Source organism: Streptomyces ortus (assembly GCF_026341275.1).
In the GTDB taxonomy this organism is placed as follows: domain Bacteria; phylum Actinomycetota; class Actinomycetes; order Streptomycetales; family Streptomycetaceae; genus Streptomyces; species Streptomyces ortus.
The window spans coordinates 8,335,509-8,350,099 of sequence record NZ_JAIFZO010000002.1 but is presented as its reverse complement, the minus strand read 5'-3'; the positions used below and the strand labels follow the sequence as shown (position 1 = coordinate 8,350,099).

Sequence of the window (14,591 nt, the reverse complement as noted above, 5' to 3'; positions counted from 1 at the left end):
AGGGCGTCCCGGAAGGTCCCCGTCCCAGAACGTCCCGGTCAGCGACTGCGAAGAGCCGCCAGGGTGGCGTCCAGGTCGGCCGCGCGCGGGCGGTTGTGCGGCAGCCTGCCGAGCACGACGGCCATGCCGCAGGTGTCGGTGAGGGCGGAGAAGACCAGGCCGCCCGCGACGCCGGCCGAGACCAACAGGAAGGCCGGATGCGCGAGCAGTCCAAGGGCGAGGCCGAGCAGCACCAGGCTGCCGGCGGTGAAGCGCACCTGGCGTTCCATGCTCCAGCCGGACCGCGTGTCGCAGGCCGCCGGGGTGTGCAGGTCGTGTCCCTCGGCGGCCCAGGCACCGGTACCGCCGGCCAGGGTCGCCGTCGTGACGCCTTGCGCGGCCAAGAGCTTGCAGGCGTTCTCCGAGCGGGTGCCCGAGGCGCACACGACGAGGACGTCGCCGTGTGCGGCGGCGTGCCGTATCTCCGGCAGCGCCCGCCGGATGTGATCCAGGGGGATGTTGAGAGCACCGGGCAGGTGGCCCGAGGCGTACTCGGCGGGCGTGCGCACGTCGATGACGGTCAGCTCGTGCAGCCGGGTGCGGGCCTGGGCCGCGCCGAGCGTCACAGGGGTCGGGTGGTTGGTCATGGCAGGTGTGATCCTTAGTGGTCGACGCAGCCCCGTACCGGGACGTAGAGTACCCCTAGGGGTATTTTCTTGGGAGTGATCGTGGAACTGGAACTTGAAGGTGCGGACCTGAAGGCCGTGCTGAACCGGCTGCGCCGGGCGCAGGGTCAGATCGCCGGCGTGATCCGCATGATCGAGGAGGGGCGTGACTGCGAGGACGTCGTCACGCAGCTCGCCGCCGCCTCCCGCGCGCTGGACCGGGCCGGTTTCGCCATCATCGCGACGGGTCTGCAGCAGTGCGTCACCGACCTGGAGTCCGGGCGCAAGAACGGCGAGGACCCGGCGGCGATGCGCGCGCGGCTGGAGAAGCTGTTCCTGTCCCTGGCCTGAGGGCGTGCGCCGCGGCGGCCGTCACAGCGGCGCGGAGACCAGCATGAAGGCCGCGACGGCCAGCAGTACCAGGGCGAAGATCCGCTGAAGCGTGGGGGCGGAGACCCTCGCGGCCAGCCGCTTGCCGTCCCAGGCACCGAGGACAGCGGCCCCGACGAACGGACCGACCACCGCCCAGTCCAGCCCCTCGACCGCACGGCCCCGCATCGACAGCGCGGCCAGCGAGTTGACGGTGATGACCAGCAGGCTGGTACCCACCGCGTTGCGCATCCGCATGCCCAGCACACCCACCAGGGCCGGTACAGCAAGGAAGCCGCCTCCGACGCCGAGCACCCCGGTGACCGCGCCGAGGCCGGCACCGGCCGCCGCCGCCCGCCCCGGCCGGACCGTCACGGCAACCTCCGCGATGGGCCTCGACCGCAGCATGCGCAGGGCGGCTGCTCCCGCGACCACACCGAACAGCGCCGTCAGCACGGCCTGCGGAGTGCGGCCGGCGAGTGCGCCGCCCAGCATCGCCGGACCGATCCCGGCCGCCGCGAACAGCAGCCCCGTACGCCACCGCACGTTGCCGTCACGAGCATGCGCGACCAGCGCGGTGACCGAGGTGAGCGTGACGATGACCAGGCTCGCGGTCGTCGCACCGACCGGACTGAAGCCGAGCAGGTAGATCAGTGCGGGCACGGCCAGGACGCTGCCGCCGCCGCCGAGCGCGCCGAGCGCCAGCCCGATGACCGCTCCGGCGGCCAGGGCGAGTACGACCGCGCTCACGTGACCGTGCGGTCGCGTGGCGGGTCGACCGCAACCGCCGTCCCCTCGCCGCCGCCGACATGGCTCCGGTTGCCGAGCCCCGACACCGCGTTCGCATCGACGAAGAACACGCCGTACTCCTTTCACATGAGACTTACCCCAGGGGGTATATCTGCGAAGGTAGCACACATACCCCCTGGGGTATTTACGGTCACGAGCTGCGATCCTGGCTCGCGGGAGCCGCGCGGCCCTGGTGCGGTACCAGGGCCCATCGGTCCCTCGGCGCGGCCGGTCAGGGCCGGACGCCCTGTCAAGTGCGGCCCCGACCGGCCCACACCGCGTCCCTTCCCCGCGTGGCACGGTCACTGTGTCCGACCGGACAGGAGGTGCGCGATGCGTAGGCCAGGTTCTGGCGCTGGCGGCGCAATACGTTACGCCGTCGTTCCGATGTCGCCGAGGCGTGGGTGGTCCTCGGGTACCGCGCGCCGGGGGCACTCGCCGGGTTCCTCTTCGGATCCGTGGCCTTCGGAGTGCTGGCCCACGCCGAGCGGCCGGTCGTACTGGTACAGGACGGCGGGACAACGACCGGGGACGGCTGCACGCCCGCGAACTCCGGGCCGCCGGTAGGGGACATCGTCCTCGGCCTGGACCTGCGCGTTCCGGCCGACGCCGTGATCGGGTACGCCATCGAAGCGGCCACGCTGCGTGCCGCCGCCCTGCGCGTCATACACGGCTGGAGCCTTCCCGCGTACCGGTTGCGCGGAGCGGCCGCAGGTCGCGGTGTGACCGCCGCAGCGGCCATCGCGCAACAGGAGCGGCTGCAGCGGTCTCATGCCGTGGCGGGAGAAGTTCCCCGCGGTGGACGTGCGCCCGCAGGCCCTGCCCGGCGCGGCGGGCGCGCACCTCGTGGACGCGTCCCGGGACGCACAGCTTGTCGTCCTGGGCCACGGTCCCCGCCACTCGCCGACGGATCCGCGCATCGGTCCTGTCACGCATGCGGTACTGCACCACGCGCACGCGCCGGTGGCCGTGGTTCCGCACGACTGACCACGACGGGCAGCCGCATCGGACGGTACGGCAGGCCCTCGTGGCCCGGCACCGGGCGCTGCCGCAGGTCCGCCTGGACCCGCCCCAGGGGCCGTCCGGCCCCTCCTTCTCCACCCCCTGCCGCGCGACGCTGAGCCAGTGACCCGATGCCCGGACGACCGGTCGCCGCGAGGCGGGAAGGAGGATCGCATGTCTTCCGCGACCCTGGACGCACCGACCCTGGAGACGCTGGTCTCAGCGGCGGTGGCCGCGCCCTCGATCCACAACACCCAGCCGTGGCGCTTCTGGCTCGACCCCGACCCGGTGACGGTAGGGCTGCGGGCGGTGGCGGAACGGGGCCTGCGCCACATCGACCCCGTCGGACGTGCCCTGCACATCTCCGCGGGATGCGCACTGCTGAACCTGCGGGTGGCGGTGGCACGCTTCGGCTGGGAGCCGGTGACACGGCTGCTGCCGCAGCCCGCCGAACCGGGCCTGCTCGCCACCGTACGACTCGGCGGTAACGCCCGCTCCAACCCGTCGGTGCCGCGCCTGTACGAGGCACTGTGGCGCCGGCACAGCAGCCGGTTCCCCTTCTCCGAACGCCCCCTGCCGACCCGGGTGCTGGCCGAACTCGGCGAAGCGGCCCACGCCGAGGGCGCTGCCCTGACCGTCCCCGCGCCCGACGGGACCGGCCGGCTGCTGCACCTCACCAAGCAGGCGGAACACCGCAACGCCAACGATCCCGAACGGGCCATGGAAAGCCGTCGATGGGTGCACGAACCCGACGAGGGTTCTCTGGGCATGCCGCCCCGGGTGCTGGGACCTCAGGACTTCCGTGAACGGATCCCCATGCGCGACTTCGTTGCCCACCGGCACCCGGACGTGCTGCCCGCCCGGTCCTTCGAGAGGCATCCGGTGATCGCCGTACTGTCCACGGCACATGACCGCCGGAGCGACTGGTTGCGGGCCGGACAGGCGCTGGAGCGCGTCCTGTTGGTAGCGACGACGCACGGCGTCCGGGCCTCCCTCCTGCACCAGGCGCTGGAGTGGCCGGACCTCCGCGAGGGCCTGCTGCCGGACGAAGGCCCGCTCGGCCACGCCCAGATGCTGATCCGTCTCGGGTACGGACCGGCGGGGCCCTCCACCCCGCGCCGCGGCGCGCCGGCCGACCCGATCGGCCCAATGCTGCAGTGACCCGTGCCCCGGCGGGCGTCCTCCCCTTCGCCCGCTCCACCCCGTACCACCGCCCGCCCACGCGCTACGGGCCTGCGCATTCCGACCGGTGGGCTGCGAGCTACTGGGTACCGCCCATTTCCGCGGTGAAGACCACGGGGTCGCTGTCGGAGCCTCGGACCATCCCATGGAAATTCCACGCCGCCGTGGCGTCCCTGGTGAACTCCGCGACCGTTGTGGCCGTGGATGCGGCGACCTGTGAGAAATCGTCCGTGAGGAGTTCCTCGTAACCCTCGACGACCTGCACTCCGGCGTTGGACAGATCGCCGAACGTCTTGTGGCCGCTGTTCTGGTGAATCACCACGCCCACGACCACCCGTGCGAAGGACGAGGCGAGACGGTCGAGTTCCAGGGTCATCACTTCCACGTAGCCGAAACCCTGACCGGTCTGACTGTGCCGGTTCATATTGATGGTGCCGTCCGGTGAGCGACTGTCGAAATGGACGACGTACACCGGTTTCCCGTGCGGGGCGTCCACCGAATAGGTCGCGGCGATGATGTCGAGATGGTGCGGTGGCTGATTCCAGGCATTGGGATCCCATTTGAGCCGCACCTCGACCTTTTCCACACCCCGTTTACCGCTGTACACCGGATCGCTGCCTTTCCTGTCCACATTGCTGCCCATATCGCTGCGGCTGGTTCCTCCATCGTCAAGTATGTCTCGCCGAGGTCCTGTTGAAGCCTCGCACCGCGGCGCGTGTGCGGATCCGAAGGGCCCGCGACCCGCCCGAAAACGTCCTTCACCAGCGCCGGGCAGACCTATTCGTCCGACGGAACCTGGTGACCTCGGTCCTTGACCGACCGCACGATCGCGTACGCGGTCGCGGTGAACGCCTCGATCTGCTCCGCCGTCAGGCCCTGCACGGAGATCTTCTCCAGGGTCCGCCACATGTCCGCGATGGGCTCACGCAGGGCACGTCCGGCGTCGGTGAGGTGGACGACCATGACACGCCGGTCGTGTGCGGCGGGTTCCCGTACGAGGAGTCCGGCGTCCTGCATCCGGCGCAGCGACTTGGAGACGGTGGAGTGGTCGAGGCCGACGGTCTCCAGGAGTTCGGACTGGGTCTGGCCGTCGCGGTCGAAGAGCTGCATGAGCAGCAGTTCCTGTCCCGGGTGCAGATTCATGTTGCGGAGCATGGTGGCGGCATGGCCGCGGTGGGCGCGGGCGAGCTGGAAGACGGCATAGCTGAGGCGGCCGTCGCGCGCTGTGCCGGGGGGCCTGGAGGCGGGGTCGGTCATCGGTTCTCCTCAGGCGTCGTGGCGGGTGGGGTAGTCGATGTGCCCGGTCTCGCCGCCGCTGCAGAGGGTGGCCGGGTCAGGCGTGTTCAGCGGCGCCCCAGAGCGTACTCGCTCGACCAGGTCGGGATTGGCCGGACGCGGTGAACATCATGCCCGCCGGACGCGCCACGGAGGGTGCCACCGGCTGCCGCCCGTGCGGGGTGTTGTAGGTGCGGGAGGTGGTCACGACAGTCAAGGGGGTCAAGGGGGTCAAGGGGATCGGAGGCGGCCGGCGATGGACGGGGTCAGCCGACGGTCAGGACGAGCTTTCCGCGGCTGTGGCCGGCGTCGCTGGCCTGCTGGGCCTTGGCGGCGTCGGCGAGCGGGTGGGTGGCGCCGACCGTGATCGTCAGGGTGCCGTCGGCGGCCTGCTGGGCGAGTTCGGCCAGTCGGGCGGCCGAGCGTCGCTGGGGGCCTTCGGCGAAGACGATGCCGAGTTCGCGGGCGCGGAAGTCGGCAGTGGTGACGATGCGGCCGGTGGTGCCGCGCAGGGTGATGGAGTCCTCCAGTGCGCCCTTGCCGGCGGCGTCGAACACGGCGTCGATGCCGTGCGGGGCCACGGCGCGCACCCGCTGGACGAGGTCCTGTCCGTAGGGCAGCGCGGTGGCGCCCAGTGAGGTGACGTAGTCCTGGTTGGCGGGACCGGCGGTGCCGATGACGCGGGCGCCGCGGGCTACGGCGAGTTGGACGGCGATGGTGCCCAGCGCGCCGGAGGCGCCGTGGATGAGCAGGGTCTCGCCCGCTTTGATGTCGAGCAGGTCCAGGACCCGTTCGGCGCCGTCACCGGCCACCGGGAGGGCGGCGGCGTGGGTCCAGGGCAGGCCTGCGGGCTTGGGGGCAAGGACGGTGGCGGTGGCGAGTGCGTACTGGGCGTAGGAGCCGGTGTCCGACCAGCCCAGTACCTCGTCGCCCACGGTGAACCGGTCGACGCCTTCGCCCAGTGCGTCGATGATTCCGGCGATCTCGCCACCGGGGATGGCGGGCAGGGTGGTGGGGAAGATGGCCTCCATGATCCCGGAGCGGATCTTGCCGTCGACCGGGTTGACACCGATCGCCTGGACGCGGACCCGGACCTGGCCGGAGCCGGGCTGGGGGATCTCGACCTCCGTCTCGTGCAGGACCTCGGTGCCGCCGAACGTGTCGAAAACGATGGCCTTCATGACTGTTCTCCTTGGGTGGGGCAGTACGGTGACCCCGATTACGTGGCCAGCCACGTAAAACGTAGCACCGATTATGTGGCTAGCCAAGCATTCGCCGTGAAGCGAGTGCGGCTGGATCCGCCTCGCCCCGCCCCGCCCCGCCCCGCCCTACCTCGCCCCGCCATCACAGTCGCGGATCTCCACCCCCGCACCCCCTCGCCGAGGTACTGCCGGGCGGCGTCAAGGACGAACGACTCACCCAAACATGTCATGTCCTGCACCTTTCACTCACAGTTGAAAGGATTGCGGTAGGTCTGCGAGGAACGGAGACTAGCCGCACCGCAACCGCCCCACAGGGAACAACGGGCAGCGGACAGGCCTGAGTTCGCAAGAACCCGACAGCGGCAACGATGGCGAGAGGAGTGCGTCCGTCGATGAGGCGTCACCGTGCAACGATCGGCATCGCGACCACCGGCCTGGCCGCGGCCCTGTTACTGGCCGGATGCGGAACGGCCACGGACGCCCCGCCGTCGCGCCCCCACCCGACAGCTCCGTCCCGCGAGCCGAGCGCGGAGGAGTCCCGGCTGCTGGACCGGGCGGAACAGGTCCTGATCAGCCGGTGCATGACGGCGCGGGGATTCAGGTACGAGGTCACGGACGTCATCGGCGCCTCCGGAGAGGGCGCCCGCTCCTTCCCGTACGCAGTCGACGACGTCGCCTGGGCCCGCGCCCACGGATACGGCGGCCGTCAGGAACGTCTCAAGGCCGCCGCACAGCAGGCCGACCCCAACCAGCGGTACTTCCACAGGCTGTCCCCGTCCGCCCGGGTGGCCGCACGCACCGCACTGACCGGGCCCTCCCCCGTGGGACTGTCGGTGAAAGCACCCACCGGGATGACGATCACCGCCTCCACCAAGGGCTGTATCGCGGACGCCGAACGCACTCTTTACGCAGACCTCGACGACTGGTTCCGGGTCAAGGTCATCACCATGAACCTGCGTCCCCTCCGCGAGACGCGCGTACACAAGGAGCGTCGGTACACGGACGCAGTGCGCAGGTGGGCCGGCTGCATGCGACAGGCAGGCCGCCCTTACGCCACTCCGGACGAGTCACGGCAGGCGGCGGCCCGCTACGCCGAGAACATGCCGGCAGCCAAAGCGGACGCGGCCGAGACCGCGCTCGCCGTCACAGAAGCAACCTGCGCCACCAACACACCACTGGCGCGGGTCTCAAAGGCTCTGGACCGCTCCCACGGCGAACAACTCCGCACCCGGTACGGGGAGGAGCTCGCCGAAAGGTGGCGGTTCCAGAACGCCGCGCTGCCCATGGCGCGGCGCCTTGCACCACCTTCTCCATCCGCATCACCGGGTAAGACCGAGCCCTGAGGAGGGCCCCATGCGTAAGTTCCGCACCATGCTGCTGGCCGGCGCGTTCGTCCTGCCGCTGCTGACCGTGCCTGCCACCCTGTCCACCGCGAGAGCCGCCACGCCCGACACCTCCGACCTGGCCGCCGACGGCGCCTACTGGGTGTGGGAGGACACCAACCGTGGCGGTTCCCAGTGCGGGTGGAGCGGCAACGACGCCGACTGGAGGACCTGCGGCTGGGGCGGCGGCTACAACATGAACGACCGCGCTTCCTCCTGGTGGAACAACGGCTACTCGGGCGCCTACGGCGACGTACGCGTGTACGCGGACATCAACTACGGCGGCGCCTCCACCTGCGCCCCCAACGCGGGCTCGGGCAACATCCCGTGGGAGTGGAACGACCGCATCTCCTCCCACAAGTGGGTCACCAACTGCGGCTACTGACCACCCACCCTCACCGGTGGGCGTGTGCGGTCCGGCGGTGAGGGAATGTCAGTGTCCGTTGCGATGCCGCCTTGGTGGCGTGGTCATCCGTCGAGGAAACGCAACAGCTCGGCGGTGACGAACCGAGGGTTCTCCTCGACGAGCCAGTGGCCGGCCTTCGGCACGTCCACCGCCCGCACGATGTTGGTCATGCGCGGGGCGGCTGTGCCCTGGATCGCTTCGAGTTGTCCTTGTGCGGCCATGAGCAGGGTCGGGACACGCACCGGTGCCGCTGCCACAGTGTCGCGGACGTCTTTGTCGAGGGCGCGGTAGAGCTCGAAGCCGCCCGACAGGACCTTGGGCCGACTGTACGTTCGTGCGTACTCGTCGATCTCGGCGCCGGTGAACGGAGACCGGTCGGAGGTGCCGCCGAACGCCGAGCCACCGAAGGAGACTTGAGGATAGAACAGTGCCAGGTACTCGCGGACATCGTCATCCACGACCGCCTCGGGGACTCGTCGCTGGGAGTGAAAGGCGATGTGCCAGCTCAGCGAGCGGTACGTTCTCGCATCGATCGCGGGCCCGGGCAGCGGCAGGTCGAGGTAGCCGAGGCGTGCGGTGTCGTGAGGAAATTGGCCGGCGTACTGGAATGCCACCGCGGCGCCGAGATCGTGCCCGATGACACGGGCATCACGCACCCCGAGCTGATCGGCGATCAGCTCGTGCACGTACCGCGCCAGCGTGGCTTTGTCGTATCCGCGGGGAGAGCCGGTGCTGTCGCCCAGTCCGGGGAGATCGACGGCGTAGACGGTGTGGTGCTCAGCGAGTTCCGGCATGATCGGCCACCAGCCGTACCAGGTCTGTGGCCAGCCGTGTATCAGCACGACCGGTGTGCCGCTGCCGCCCTTCACATAGTGCATACGGACGCCGTCGACCTCGGCGAACTTGTGCCGGAAGGTCTTGTCGAACCGGGGATCGTCCTGGCTGGCGGCGGCGTAGGCGGGAACATCGCCACCGGCTGCCGTAGTGGACCTGGAGGCGGGGGCGGCACAGGCTGTGGTGACGATCGTGAGCAGGAGGGCGAGCACCATGGTTGCCGCCGTGTGCGCGGAACGGAGGGAGCGCCGTGGCAACGGCCGTGGATCCGTGGTCATGTGTTTCCGTCCTGAGAGGGTGGGTCAGCGGCCGGTCGTGCCGTCGATGAGTTCGCGGAGGATGTCCGCGTGGCCCGCGTGCCGGCCGGTCTCCTCGATCATGTGGGCGAGGGCCCAACGGACGCTGGGAGCGGGGCGGTCCGGCCGCGGTCGGGGAACCGGTGTGCCGAGATCGGCGCACCCGTCGAGAACGTCGTTCGCGCGCTCGACCGCGTTCCGGTAGCGGGCGACGACCTCGGCCACGCTGTCCGTCCGTGCGGCGCGGAACGTCGCCTGCCAGTCGGTGACGTCGTCCCCGAGGAACATCGACCGCTCGACGTACGTCAGGTGGTTGAGCAGGCCGAGCAGGTTCGTGCCCGACGGCACTGCGGCTGTTCGCACCTGCGGCTCGGGTGCGCCGTCGACCTTCGTGGCGATCGAGGTCCGGAGGTAGTCGAGAAAGCCGCGCAGGACCTCGATCTCACTGCGTCCGGTCCGGGGCGGCGGGGTGTCGCCACGGCCAGTGCGGCGTGTGGAGGGGCGTCGTGTGGTGCTGGGCAAGTGTGGTCGCCTTCCTTCAGTGGGGGCAGGCCGCCGTGTCAGGCGGTGCGGCGGATGAGGAGGACGTGGTCGGTGACCTCGGCGGTGTGCCCGCCCGGTCCGGTCGCGATCCGGCGCGGCGCGTCCGCCCGCTCGACCGTCCATGTCTGCGGGGCCAGGCCGATACCGGCGGCGACTTCCCGCGGGCTCGGGTAGTGGACGTCGGGATCCTGGTTCCACGACCACGGCGCGGTCGAGCCGTGGTCGACGACCAGCAGCCGCCCGCCCGGGCGCAGTGCGTGCGCGGCCGAGCGCAGGACGGTTGCCCGGTCCAGCTCATGGGGGGTGTGCAGGTAGTGGGCGCAGATCAGGTCGAATGCGCCGGGCGGGAACGACATGTCCACGTTGTGCTGCACGGTGGTGACACGGTCGCCCAGGCCGTGTGAGCGGGCGAGGGCGGCGAGCCGCTCGACCGCCACGGCCGAGATGTCGGCGGCGGTGACCTGCCACTGCTGGCCGGCGAGCCACAGCGCGTCGCCGCCGTCACCGCAGCCGAGGTCCAACGCGTCACCGGGCGGCAGGCCCGTCACCGTCTCGGTGAGGCGGACATTCGGCCGCGGGTTGCCGGCTGCGGGCCGGGCCGCGTAGACGCCGTCCCAGAAGGCGACCGCATCGCTGGTACTCATCAAGATCTCCTTGCGTCGGCAGGTGCTCAGTCTTGGCAGGCAACCCCCGGCTTGGCACGGAATCTTGCGGTAGTGGCAAGGTGGGCCGCATGGATCCCAAGACGGACGACGACGTGCTCGACGCGGTGGGGTCGCGGCTGCGTGCGCTGCGTCGTGACCGCGGCATCACCCTCGCCGACCTGGCGGCGACGACCGGCGTGTCGGAGAGCACCCTGTCCCGGCTGGAGAACGGGCAGCGTCGCCCGAGCCTGGAACTGCTGCTGCCGCTGGCCCGTATCTACGACGTTCCGCTGGACGACCTCGTCGGTGCCCCGCGCACCGGCGACCCCCGGATCCACCTCAAGCCGATCAGGCAGTTCGGCATGACCTTCGTGCCCCTGTCCCGGCGACCGGGTGGTGTGCACGCGTTCAAGATGATCATCCCCGCCCGGCCGGAACCACTCGAACCGACCCCGCAGACCCACGAAGGCTTCGAGTGGCTCTACGTGCTCACCGGACGCCTGCGACTCGTGACCGGCGAGCGGGACCTGATACTGCCGCCGGGTGAGGCAGCCGAGTTCGACACGTCCTTGCCCCACTGGCTGGGCAGCGCCGACGGCGGCGCGGTTGAGCTTCTGATCCTGTTCGGCCTGCAAGGGATGCGGGCGCACGTACGCACCGACGCTCATCGGCCCTCTCAGGCCGAGAGCCGACGGTGACGATCACGTAGCGACCCAAGGGGTCGGTGAGAGGAACGCAGGAGCGGCTCACCAATCCCCTTAACGGAATACCCCCCAGGGGTATACCGTTCCACTGTGGGAACGACAAGAACCGACATCGACACCGCTGGACGGACAAGGGGACGACAGCCATGGAACACCACGCACATCACCACGACACCGGCGCCGCGCACGACGACGACCACGACGCGCACCAGGCCTTGCATGGTCACGGCGATCAGCACGCCGGCGCGGCCACCTGGGCGGCCGCCGCGAAGGCGACTCTGCACTGCCTGACCGGGTGCGCGATCGGCGAGATCCTCGGCATGGCGATCGGCACGGCCCTGATGTGGAGCAATGCCGCGACCATGGCTCTGGCGATCGCGCTGGCCTTCGTGTTCGGGTACTCGTTGACGCTGTTCGCGATCCGCAAGGCCGGCCTGGGCCTGAAGAGCGCGATCAAGGTGGCGCTGGCCGCCGACACCGTCTCCATCATCGTGATGGAACTCGTCGACAACGGCATCATCGCGGTGGTCCCCGGCGCGATGGACGCCCATCTGGACGAGACGCTCTTCTGGACGTCTTTGCTGGGCGGCTTCGTCATCGCCTTCCTGCTCACCACGCCGGTGAACCGGTGGATGATCGGCCGCGGCAAGGGCCATGCCGTCGTCCACGCCTACCACTGACGCCGAAGAAGAGATGCAGTTGGTCTATACCAAAAAGCTCTACCCCAGTACCCTCATCCGTAGCCGGTAGCCAGTAAGCAGCACACTGCTCTCTCACCCCCCACTCCCCCCACCACCAGGTTGCGTGTCGCCGCCCTCGGCGCCCCAAGACAGCCTCAGCAGCCGCGCGGCCTGCCGATTCACCGCCTCCAGGAGGAACCCGGTGAAACTTCGCACCAGAAGCACGGCGATCATCGGCACCATCTGTCTCACCGCTTCCCTCGCCCTGACCGCGGCGTCGGCGGACGAACCCGCCGCCCCGCGACACGCAGCGAAGATCGCGCTCACGAACGTGGCCACCGCCAAGAATCCGACTGCCGGCGCCGCCGGCCCGTCGGGGAGCCTGTGGATCGCCGAACGCGCGGGCACGGTAAGGATCCTGGACGGCAAGGGACTCAGCACGCCCGTCCTCGACATTTCCGCAGAGACCACCACCGACGGCGAACGCGGCCTGCTCGGTATCGCGTTCGACAAGAGGTTCGCGCACTTCTACATCTCGTTCACGGACCTCGAAGGCACCAGCACCGTGGACGAGTTCGCCGTACGGCACGGCAGGATCCAACCGCACACCCGGCGTACGGTCCTGACCCAGACGCAGCCCTACGCGAACCACAACGGCGGTGACATCAAATTCGGCCCCGACGGCTACCTCTACATCGCGCTCGGCGACGGAGGCTCCGGCGGCGACCCGCACGGCAACGGGCAGAACCTCGACACCCTCCTCGGCAAACTCCTGCGGATCGACCCCAGGGGCGGCACTCCGTACGCGATCCCGCCGGACAACCCGTTCGTGAACGACCCCGACGCGAGGGACGAGATCTGGGCGTACGGCCTGCGCAACCCGTGGCGGTTCTCCTTTGACGCGGGCACGGGCGACCTGCTCATCGGTGACGTCGGCCAGAACGACTGGGAGGAGATCGACTGGGCCCCGGCACGCAGCAAGGGCGGAGAGAACTACGGCTGGTCCCAGATGGAGGGCACCCATCCCTTCCGCGGCGGAACGGAACCCGCGAACCACGTACCCCCGATCCACGAGTACGACCGCACCAACCTCGGGTGTTCGGTGACCGGCGGTTACGTCTACCGGGGCAAGGCGATCCCGGCGCTCAAGGGCCAGTACGTGTTCAGCGACTACTGCGACGGCACCGTCCGCTCCCTGCAGCTGAAGAACGGCAAGGTGACCGGCGTGAACGACCTCGTGGTCAACGGCGGAGAGATCATCTCCTTCGCACAGGGCGGCAGTGGCGAACTGTACGTACTCGCCATCGGCGGCGGCGTCTTCCGCATCGACCCGGCCTGAGCCCTGCCGTCAGGCAAGGTTGACAGGCCGCAATTCCACTGGCCCGATCACGCGTCGGGCCGTCAACCGCGGCATGTCCGAAATCCGCAACCAATTCGTCAACGGGCTTACCGAACAACGGAGTTGCAGTGTGACGCATGAGGAAGACGGGAAGAGTTCGCGCACGGCTGTCGGCACTGGGGCAGCTCGCTCGGCATGTTCGGACAGGTCGAGTGCCAACCATGCGACAGGAGACCGATCAACGATGCTCACGCGTGTACGGAGCAGGATGCAGGTGGCCGCGGTCGCCCTCTCGGCCGCCACGGCTCTCGCCCTCGGTGCGACCGTCTCGACCCACGCCACAGCGGCCCCGGCGCTCGCGAAGAACGGCCCGACCTCGGTGGCGTATGTCGAGGTGAACAACAACAGCATGCTGAACGTCGGCAAGTACACCCTCGCCAACGGCGGTGACCCCGTCTTCGACGTGGCCGTGATCTTCGCGGCCAACATCAACTACGACACGAGCACGAAAACGGCCCAGCTGTACTTCAACGAGAACGTGCAGCGCGTCCTCGACAACGCCGCCACCCAGATACGGCCGTTGCAACAAAAGGGCATCAAGGTCGTCCTGTCCGTCCTGGGCAACCACCAGGGCGCCGGCTTCGCCAACTTCCCCTCGCAGCAGACAGCGTCGGCGTTCGCCAAGCAACTGTCGGACACCGTCACCAGATACGGGCTCGATGGCATCGACTTCGACGACGAGTACGCCGAGTACGGCAACAACGGCACCGGGCAGCCCAACACGAGCTCGTTCGTGCACCTGGTGACCGCCCTCCGTGCGAACATGCCGAACAAGATCATCAGCCTCTACAACATCGGACCGGCCGCCTCCCGTCTGTCCTACGGCGGCGTCAACATCTCCTCCAAGTTCGACTACGCCTGGAACCCGTACTACGGATCCTGGCAGGTCCCCGCCATCGGCCTGCCGAAGTCAAAACTGTCGCCGGCAGCCGTCGAGATCGGCAGGACATCGCAGAGCACGGTCACCACCCTCGCCCGCCGCACCGTGAGCGAGGGATACGGGGTCTTCCTGACGTACAACCTCAACGGCGCCGACCGCAGCACGGACATCTCCGCCTTCACCCGGGAGTTGTACGGCAGCGCCGCCGTCTACACACCGTAAAGCGACCGCACACCCGAGCACGGACGGTCCCGGCGGCGTCCCCCACCCGGACGCCGCAGGAGGTGTCTCTCCCACCGACCTGCGCCGGGCCGCCGCCTCACCTCGTCATCGTGACGTCTGGGGCAGCCAGGGAACTGA

At 69.6% G+C, this 14,591-nt stretch carries 18 protein-coding genes; 9 read left to right on the top strand and 9 right to left on the bottom strand.

Annotation, left to right across the window (positions count from 1 at the left end; translation table 11 throughout):
• Positions 1–38 precede the first annotated feature (38 nt).
• Positions 39–626, bottom strand: coding sequence for a rhodanese-like domain-containing protein (locus K3769_RS39565; RefSeq protein WP_267031036.1), 588 nt, complete (start codon positions 624–626; stop codon positions 39–41).
• Between the two features lie 81 nt (positions 627–707).
• On the opposite strand from K3769_RS39565, the gene K3769_RS39560 reads away from it, so the two are divergent.
• Positions 708–995: a metal-sensitive transcriptional regulator gene (locus K3769_RS39560; protein WP_267031035.1), complete on the top strand. Its 288-nt coding sequence runs from the start codon at positions 708–710 to the stop codon at positions 993–995.
• A 21-nt stretch (positions 996–1,016) separates the two neighbouring features.
• Here the strand turns inward: K3769_RS39560 and K3769_RS39555 are convergent, their stop codons facing one another.
• Together K3769_RS39555 and K3769_RS39550 are read right to left on the bottom strand one after the other, a co-directional pair.
• Positions 1,017–1,763 (bottom strand): sulfite exporter TauE/SafE family protein, encoded by a 747-nt coding sequence (locus K3769_RS39555; protein ID WP_267031034.1) that lies wholly within the window; start codon positions 1,761–1,763, stop codon positions 1,017–1,019.
• 410 nt (positions 1,764–2,173) lie between these two features.
• Entirely contained in the window at positions 2,174–2,473 is a 300-nt protein-coding gene (locus K3769_RS39550; protein ID WP_267031033.1) for a hypothetical protein, read from the bottom strand.
• A 100-nt stretch (positions 2,474–2,573) separates the two neighbouring features.
• On the opposite strand from K3769_RS39550, the gene K3769_RS39545 reads away from it, so the two are divergent.
• A complete protein-coding gene (locus tag K3769_RS39545) occupies positions 2,574–2,789 on the top strand; it encodes a universal stress protein (protein WP_267031032.1) in 216 nt (71 codons plus the stop codon).
• Positions 2,790–2,978: 189 nt separating this feature from the next.
• Positions 2,979–3,965, top strand: coding sequence for an Acg family FMN-binding oxidoreductase (locus tag K3769_RS39540; protein ID WP_267031031.1), 987 nt, complete (start codon positions 2,979–2,981; stop codon positions 3,963–3,965).
• Positions 3,966–4,065: 100 nt separating this feature from the next.
• On the opposite strand, the gene K3769_RS39535 is transcribed toward K3769_RS39540, so the two are convergent.
• The 3 genes from K3769_RS39535 to K3769_RS39520 form a co-directional block, all read right to left on the bottom strand.
• Positions 4,066–4,629, bottom strand: coding sequence for a TerD family protein (locus K3769_RS39535; RefSeq protein WP_267031030.1), 564 nt, complete (start codon positions 4,627–4,629; stop codon positions 4,066–4,068).
• 134 nt (positions 4,630–4,763) lie between these two features.
• On the bottom strand, positions 4,764–5,243 hold the full coding sequence (locus K3769_RS39530; protein ID WP_267031029.1) for a MarR family winged helix-turn-helix transcriptional regulator: 480 nt from the start codon (positions 5,241–5,243) through the stop codon (positions 4,764–4,766).
• A 284-nt stretch (positions 5,244–5,527) separates the two neighbouring features.
• The gene (locus tag K3769_RS39520; protein ID WP_267031028.1) at positions 5,528–6,442 is read right to left on the bottom strand and encodes an NADP-dependent oxidoreductase; all 915 of its coding nucleotides are present in this window, start codon (positions 6,440–6,442) and stop codon (positions 5,528–5,530) included.
• 413 nt (positions 6,443–6,855) lie between these two features.
• On the opposite strand from K3769_RS39520, the gene K3769_RS39515 reads away from it, so the two are divergent.
• Positions 6,856–7,806, top strand: coding sequence for a hypothetical protein (locus K3769_RS39515; protein ID WP_267031027.1), 951 nt, complete (start codon positions 6,856–6,858; stop codon positions 7,804–7,806).
• 10 nt (positions 7,807–7,816) lie between these two features.
• Positions 7,817–8,230 (top strand): peptidase inhibitor family I36 protein, encoded by a 414-nt coding sequence (locus tag K3769_RS39510; RefSeq protein WP_267031026.1) that lies wholly within the window; start codon positions 7,817–7,819, stop codon positions 8,228–8,230.
• 83 nt (positions 8,231–8,313) lie between these two features.
• On the opposite strand, the gene K3769_RS39505 is transcribed toward K3769_RS39510, so the two are convergent.
• Genes K3769_RS39505 through K3769_RS39495 form a run of 3 tightly spaced genes read right to left on the bottom strand, consistent with a single transcriptional unit; the run spans position 8,314 to position 10,568 of the window.
• Positions 8,314–9,363, bottom strand: coding sequence for an alpha/beta fold hydrolase (locus K3769_RS39505; protein ID WP_267031025.1), 1,050 nt, complete (start codon positions 9,361–9,363; stop codon positions 8,314–8,316).
• Between the two features lie 24 nt (positions 9,364–9,387).
• Positions 9,388–9,903, bottom strand: a complete 516-nt coding sequence (locus K3769_RS39500) for a DinB family protein (protein ID WP_267031024.1) — start codon at positions 9,901–9,903, stop codon at positions 9,388–9,390.
• 38 nt (positions 9,904–9,941) lie between these two features.
• Positions 9,942–10,568, bottom strand: coding sequence for a class I SAM-dependent methyltransferase (locus K3769_RS39495; protein ID WP_267031023.1), 627 nt, complete (start codon positions 10,566–10,568; stop codon positions 9,942–9,944).
• 89 nt (positions 10,569–10,657) lie between these two features.
• On the opposite strand from K3769_RS39495, the gene K3769_RS39490 reads away from it, so the two are divergent.
• The 4 genes from K3769_RS39490 to K3769_RS39475 all read left to right on the top strand — a co-directional run bounded on the left by K3769_RS39490 (position 10,658) and on the right by K3769_RS39475 (position 14,453).
• Positions 10,658–11,266: a helix-turn-helix domain-containing protein gene (locus K3769_RS39490; protein WP_267031022.1), complete on the top strand. Its 609-nt coding sequence runs from the start codon at positions 10,658–10,660 to the stop codon at positions 11,264–11,266.
• Positions 11,267–11,418: 152 nt separating this feature from the next.
• Positions 11,419–11,952, top strand: a complete 534-nt coding sequence (locus tag K3769_RS39485; RefSeq protein ID WP_267031021.1) for a DUF4396 domain-containing protein — start codon at positions 11,419–11,421, stop codon at positions 11,950–11,952.
• A 202-nt stretch (positions 11,953–12,154) separates the two neighbouring features.
• Positions 12,155–13,291, top strand: a complete 1,137-nt coding sequence (locus K3769_RS39480) for a PQQ-dependent sugar dehydrogenase (RefSeq protein WP_267031020.1) — start codon at positions 12,155–12,157, stop codon at positions 13,289–13,291.
• Between the two features lie 244 nt (positions 13,292–13,535).
• Positions 13,536–14,453, top strand: coding sequence for an endo-beta-N-acetylglucosaminidase H (locus K3769_RS39475; protein ID WP_267031019.1), 918 nt, complete (start codon positions 13,536–13,538; stop codon positions 14,451–14,453).
• Positions 14,454–14,591: the final 138 nt, after the last annotated feature.

Bases quoted from the DNA above. Each gene is read 5' to 3' on its own strand.
- K3769_RS39490 (WP_267031022.1), top strand. From the start codon at position 10,658: ATGGATCCCAAGACGGACGACGACGTGCTCGACGCGGTGGGGTCGCGG.
- K3769_RS39515 (WP_267031027.1), top strand. From the start codon at position 6,856: ATGAGGCGTCACCGTGCAACGATCGGCATCGCGACCACCGGCCTGGCC.
- K3769_RS39540 (WP_267031031.1), top strand. From the start codon at position 2,979: ATGTCTTCCGCGACCCTGGACGCACCGACCCTGGAGACGCTGGTCTCA.
- K3769_RS39530 (WP_267031029.1), bottom strand. From the start codon at position 5,243: ATGACCGACCCCGCCTCCAGGCCCCCCGGCACAGCGCGCGACGGCCGC.
- K3769_RS39475 (WP_267031019.1), top strand. From the start codon at position 13,536: ATGCTCACGCGTGTACGGAGCAGGATGCAGGTGGCCGCGGTCGCCCTC.
- K3769_RS39510 (WP_267031026.1), top strand. From the start codon at position 7,817: ATGCGTAAGTTCCGCACCATGCTGCTGGCCGGCGCGTTCGTCCTGCCG.
- K3769_RS39495 (WP_267031023.1), bottom strand. From the start codon at position 10,568: ATGAGTACCAGCGATGCGGTCGCCTTCTGGGACGGCGTCTACGCGGCC.
- K3769_RS39505 (WP_267031025.1), bottom strand. From the start codon at position 9,363: ATGACCACGGATCCACGGCCGTTGCCACGGCGCTCCCTCCGTTCCGCG.
- K3769_RS39545 (WP_267031032.1), top strand. From the start codon at position 2,574: ATGCCGTGGCGGGAGAAGTTCCCCGCGGTGGACGTGCGCCCGCAGGCC.
- K3769_RS39565 (WP_267031036.1), bottom strand. From the start codon at position 626: ATGACCAACCACCCGACCCCTGTGACGCTCGGCGCGGCCCAGGCCCGC.
- K3769_RS39520 (WP_267031028.1), bottom strand. From the start codon at position 6,442: ATGAAGGCCATCGTTTTCGACACGTTCGGCGGCACCGAGGTCCTGCAC.
- K3769_RS39535 (WP_267031030.1), bottom strand. From the start codon at position 4,629: ATGGGCAGCAATGTGGACAGGAAAGGCAGCGATCCGGTGTACAGCGGT.
- K3769_RS39485 (WP_267031021.1), top strand. From the start codon at position 11,419: ATGGAACACCACGCACATCACCACGACACCGGCGCCGCGCACGACGAC.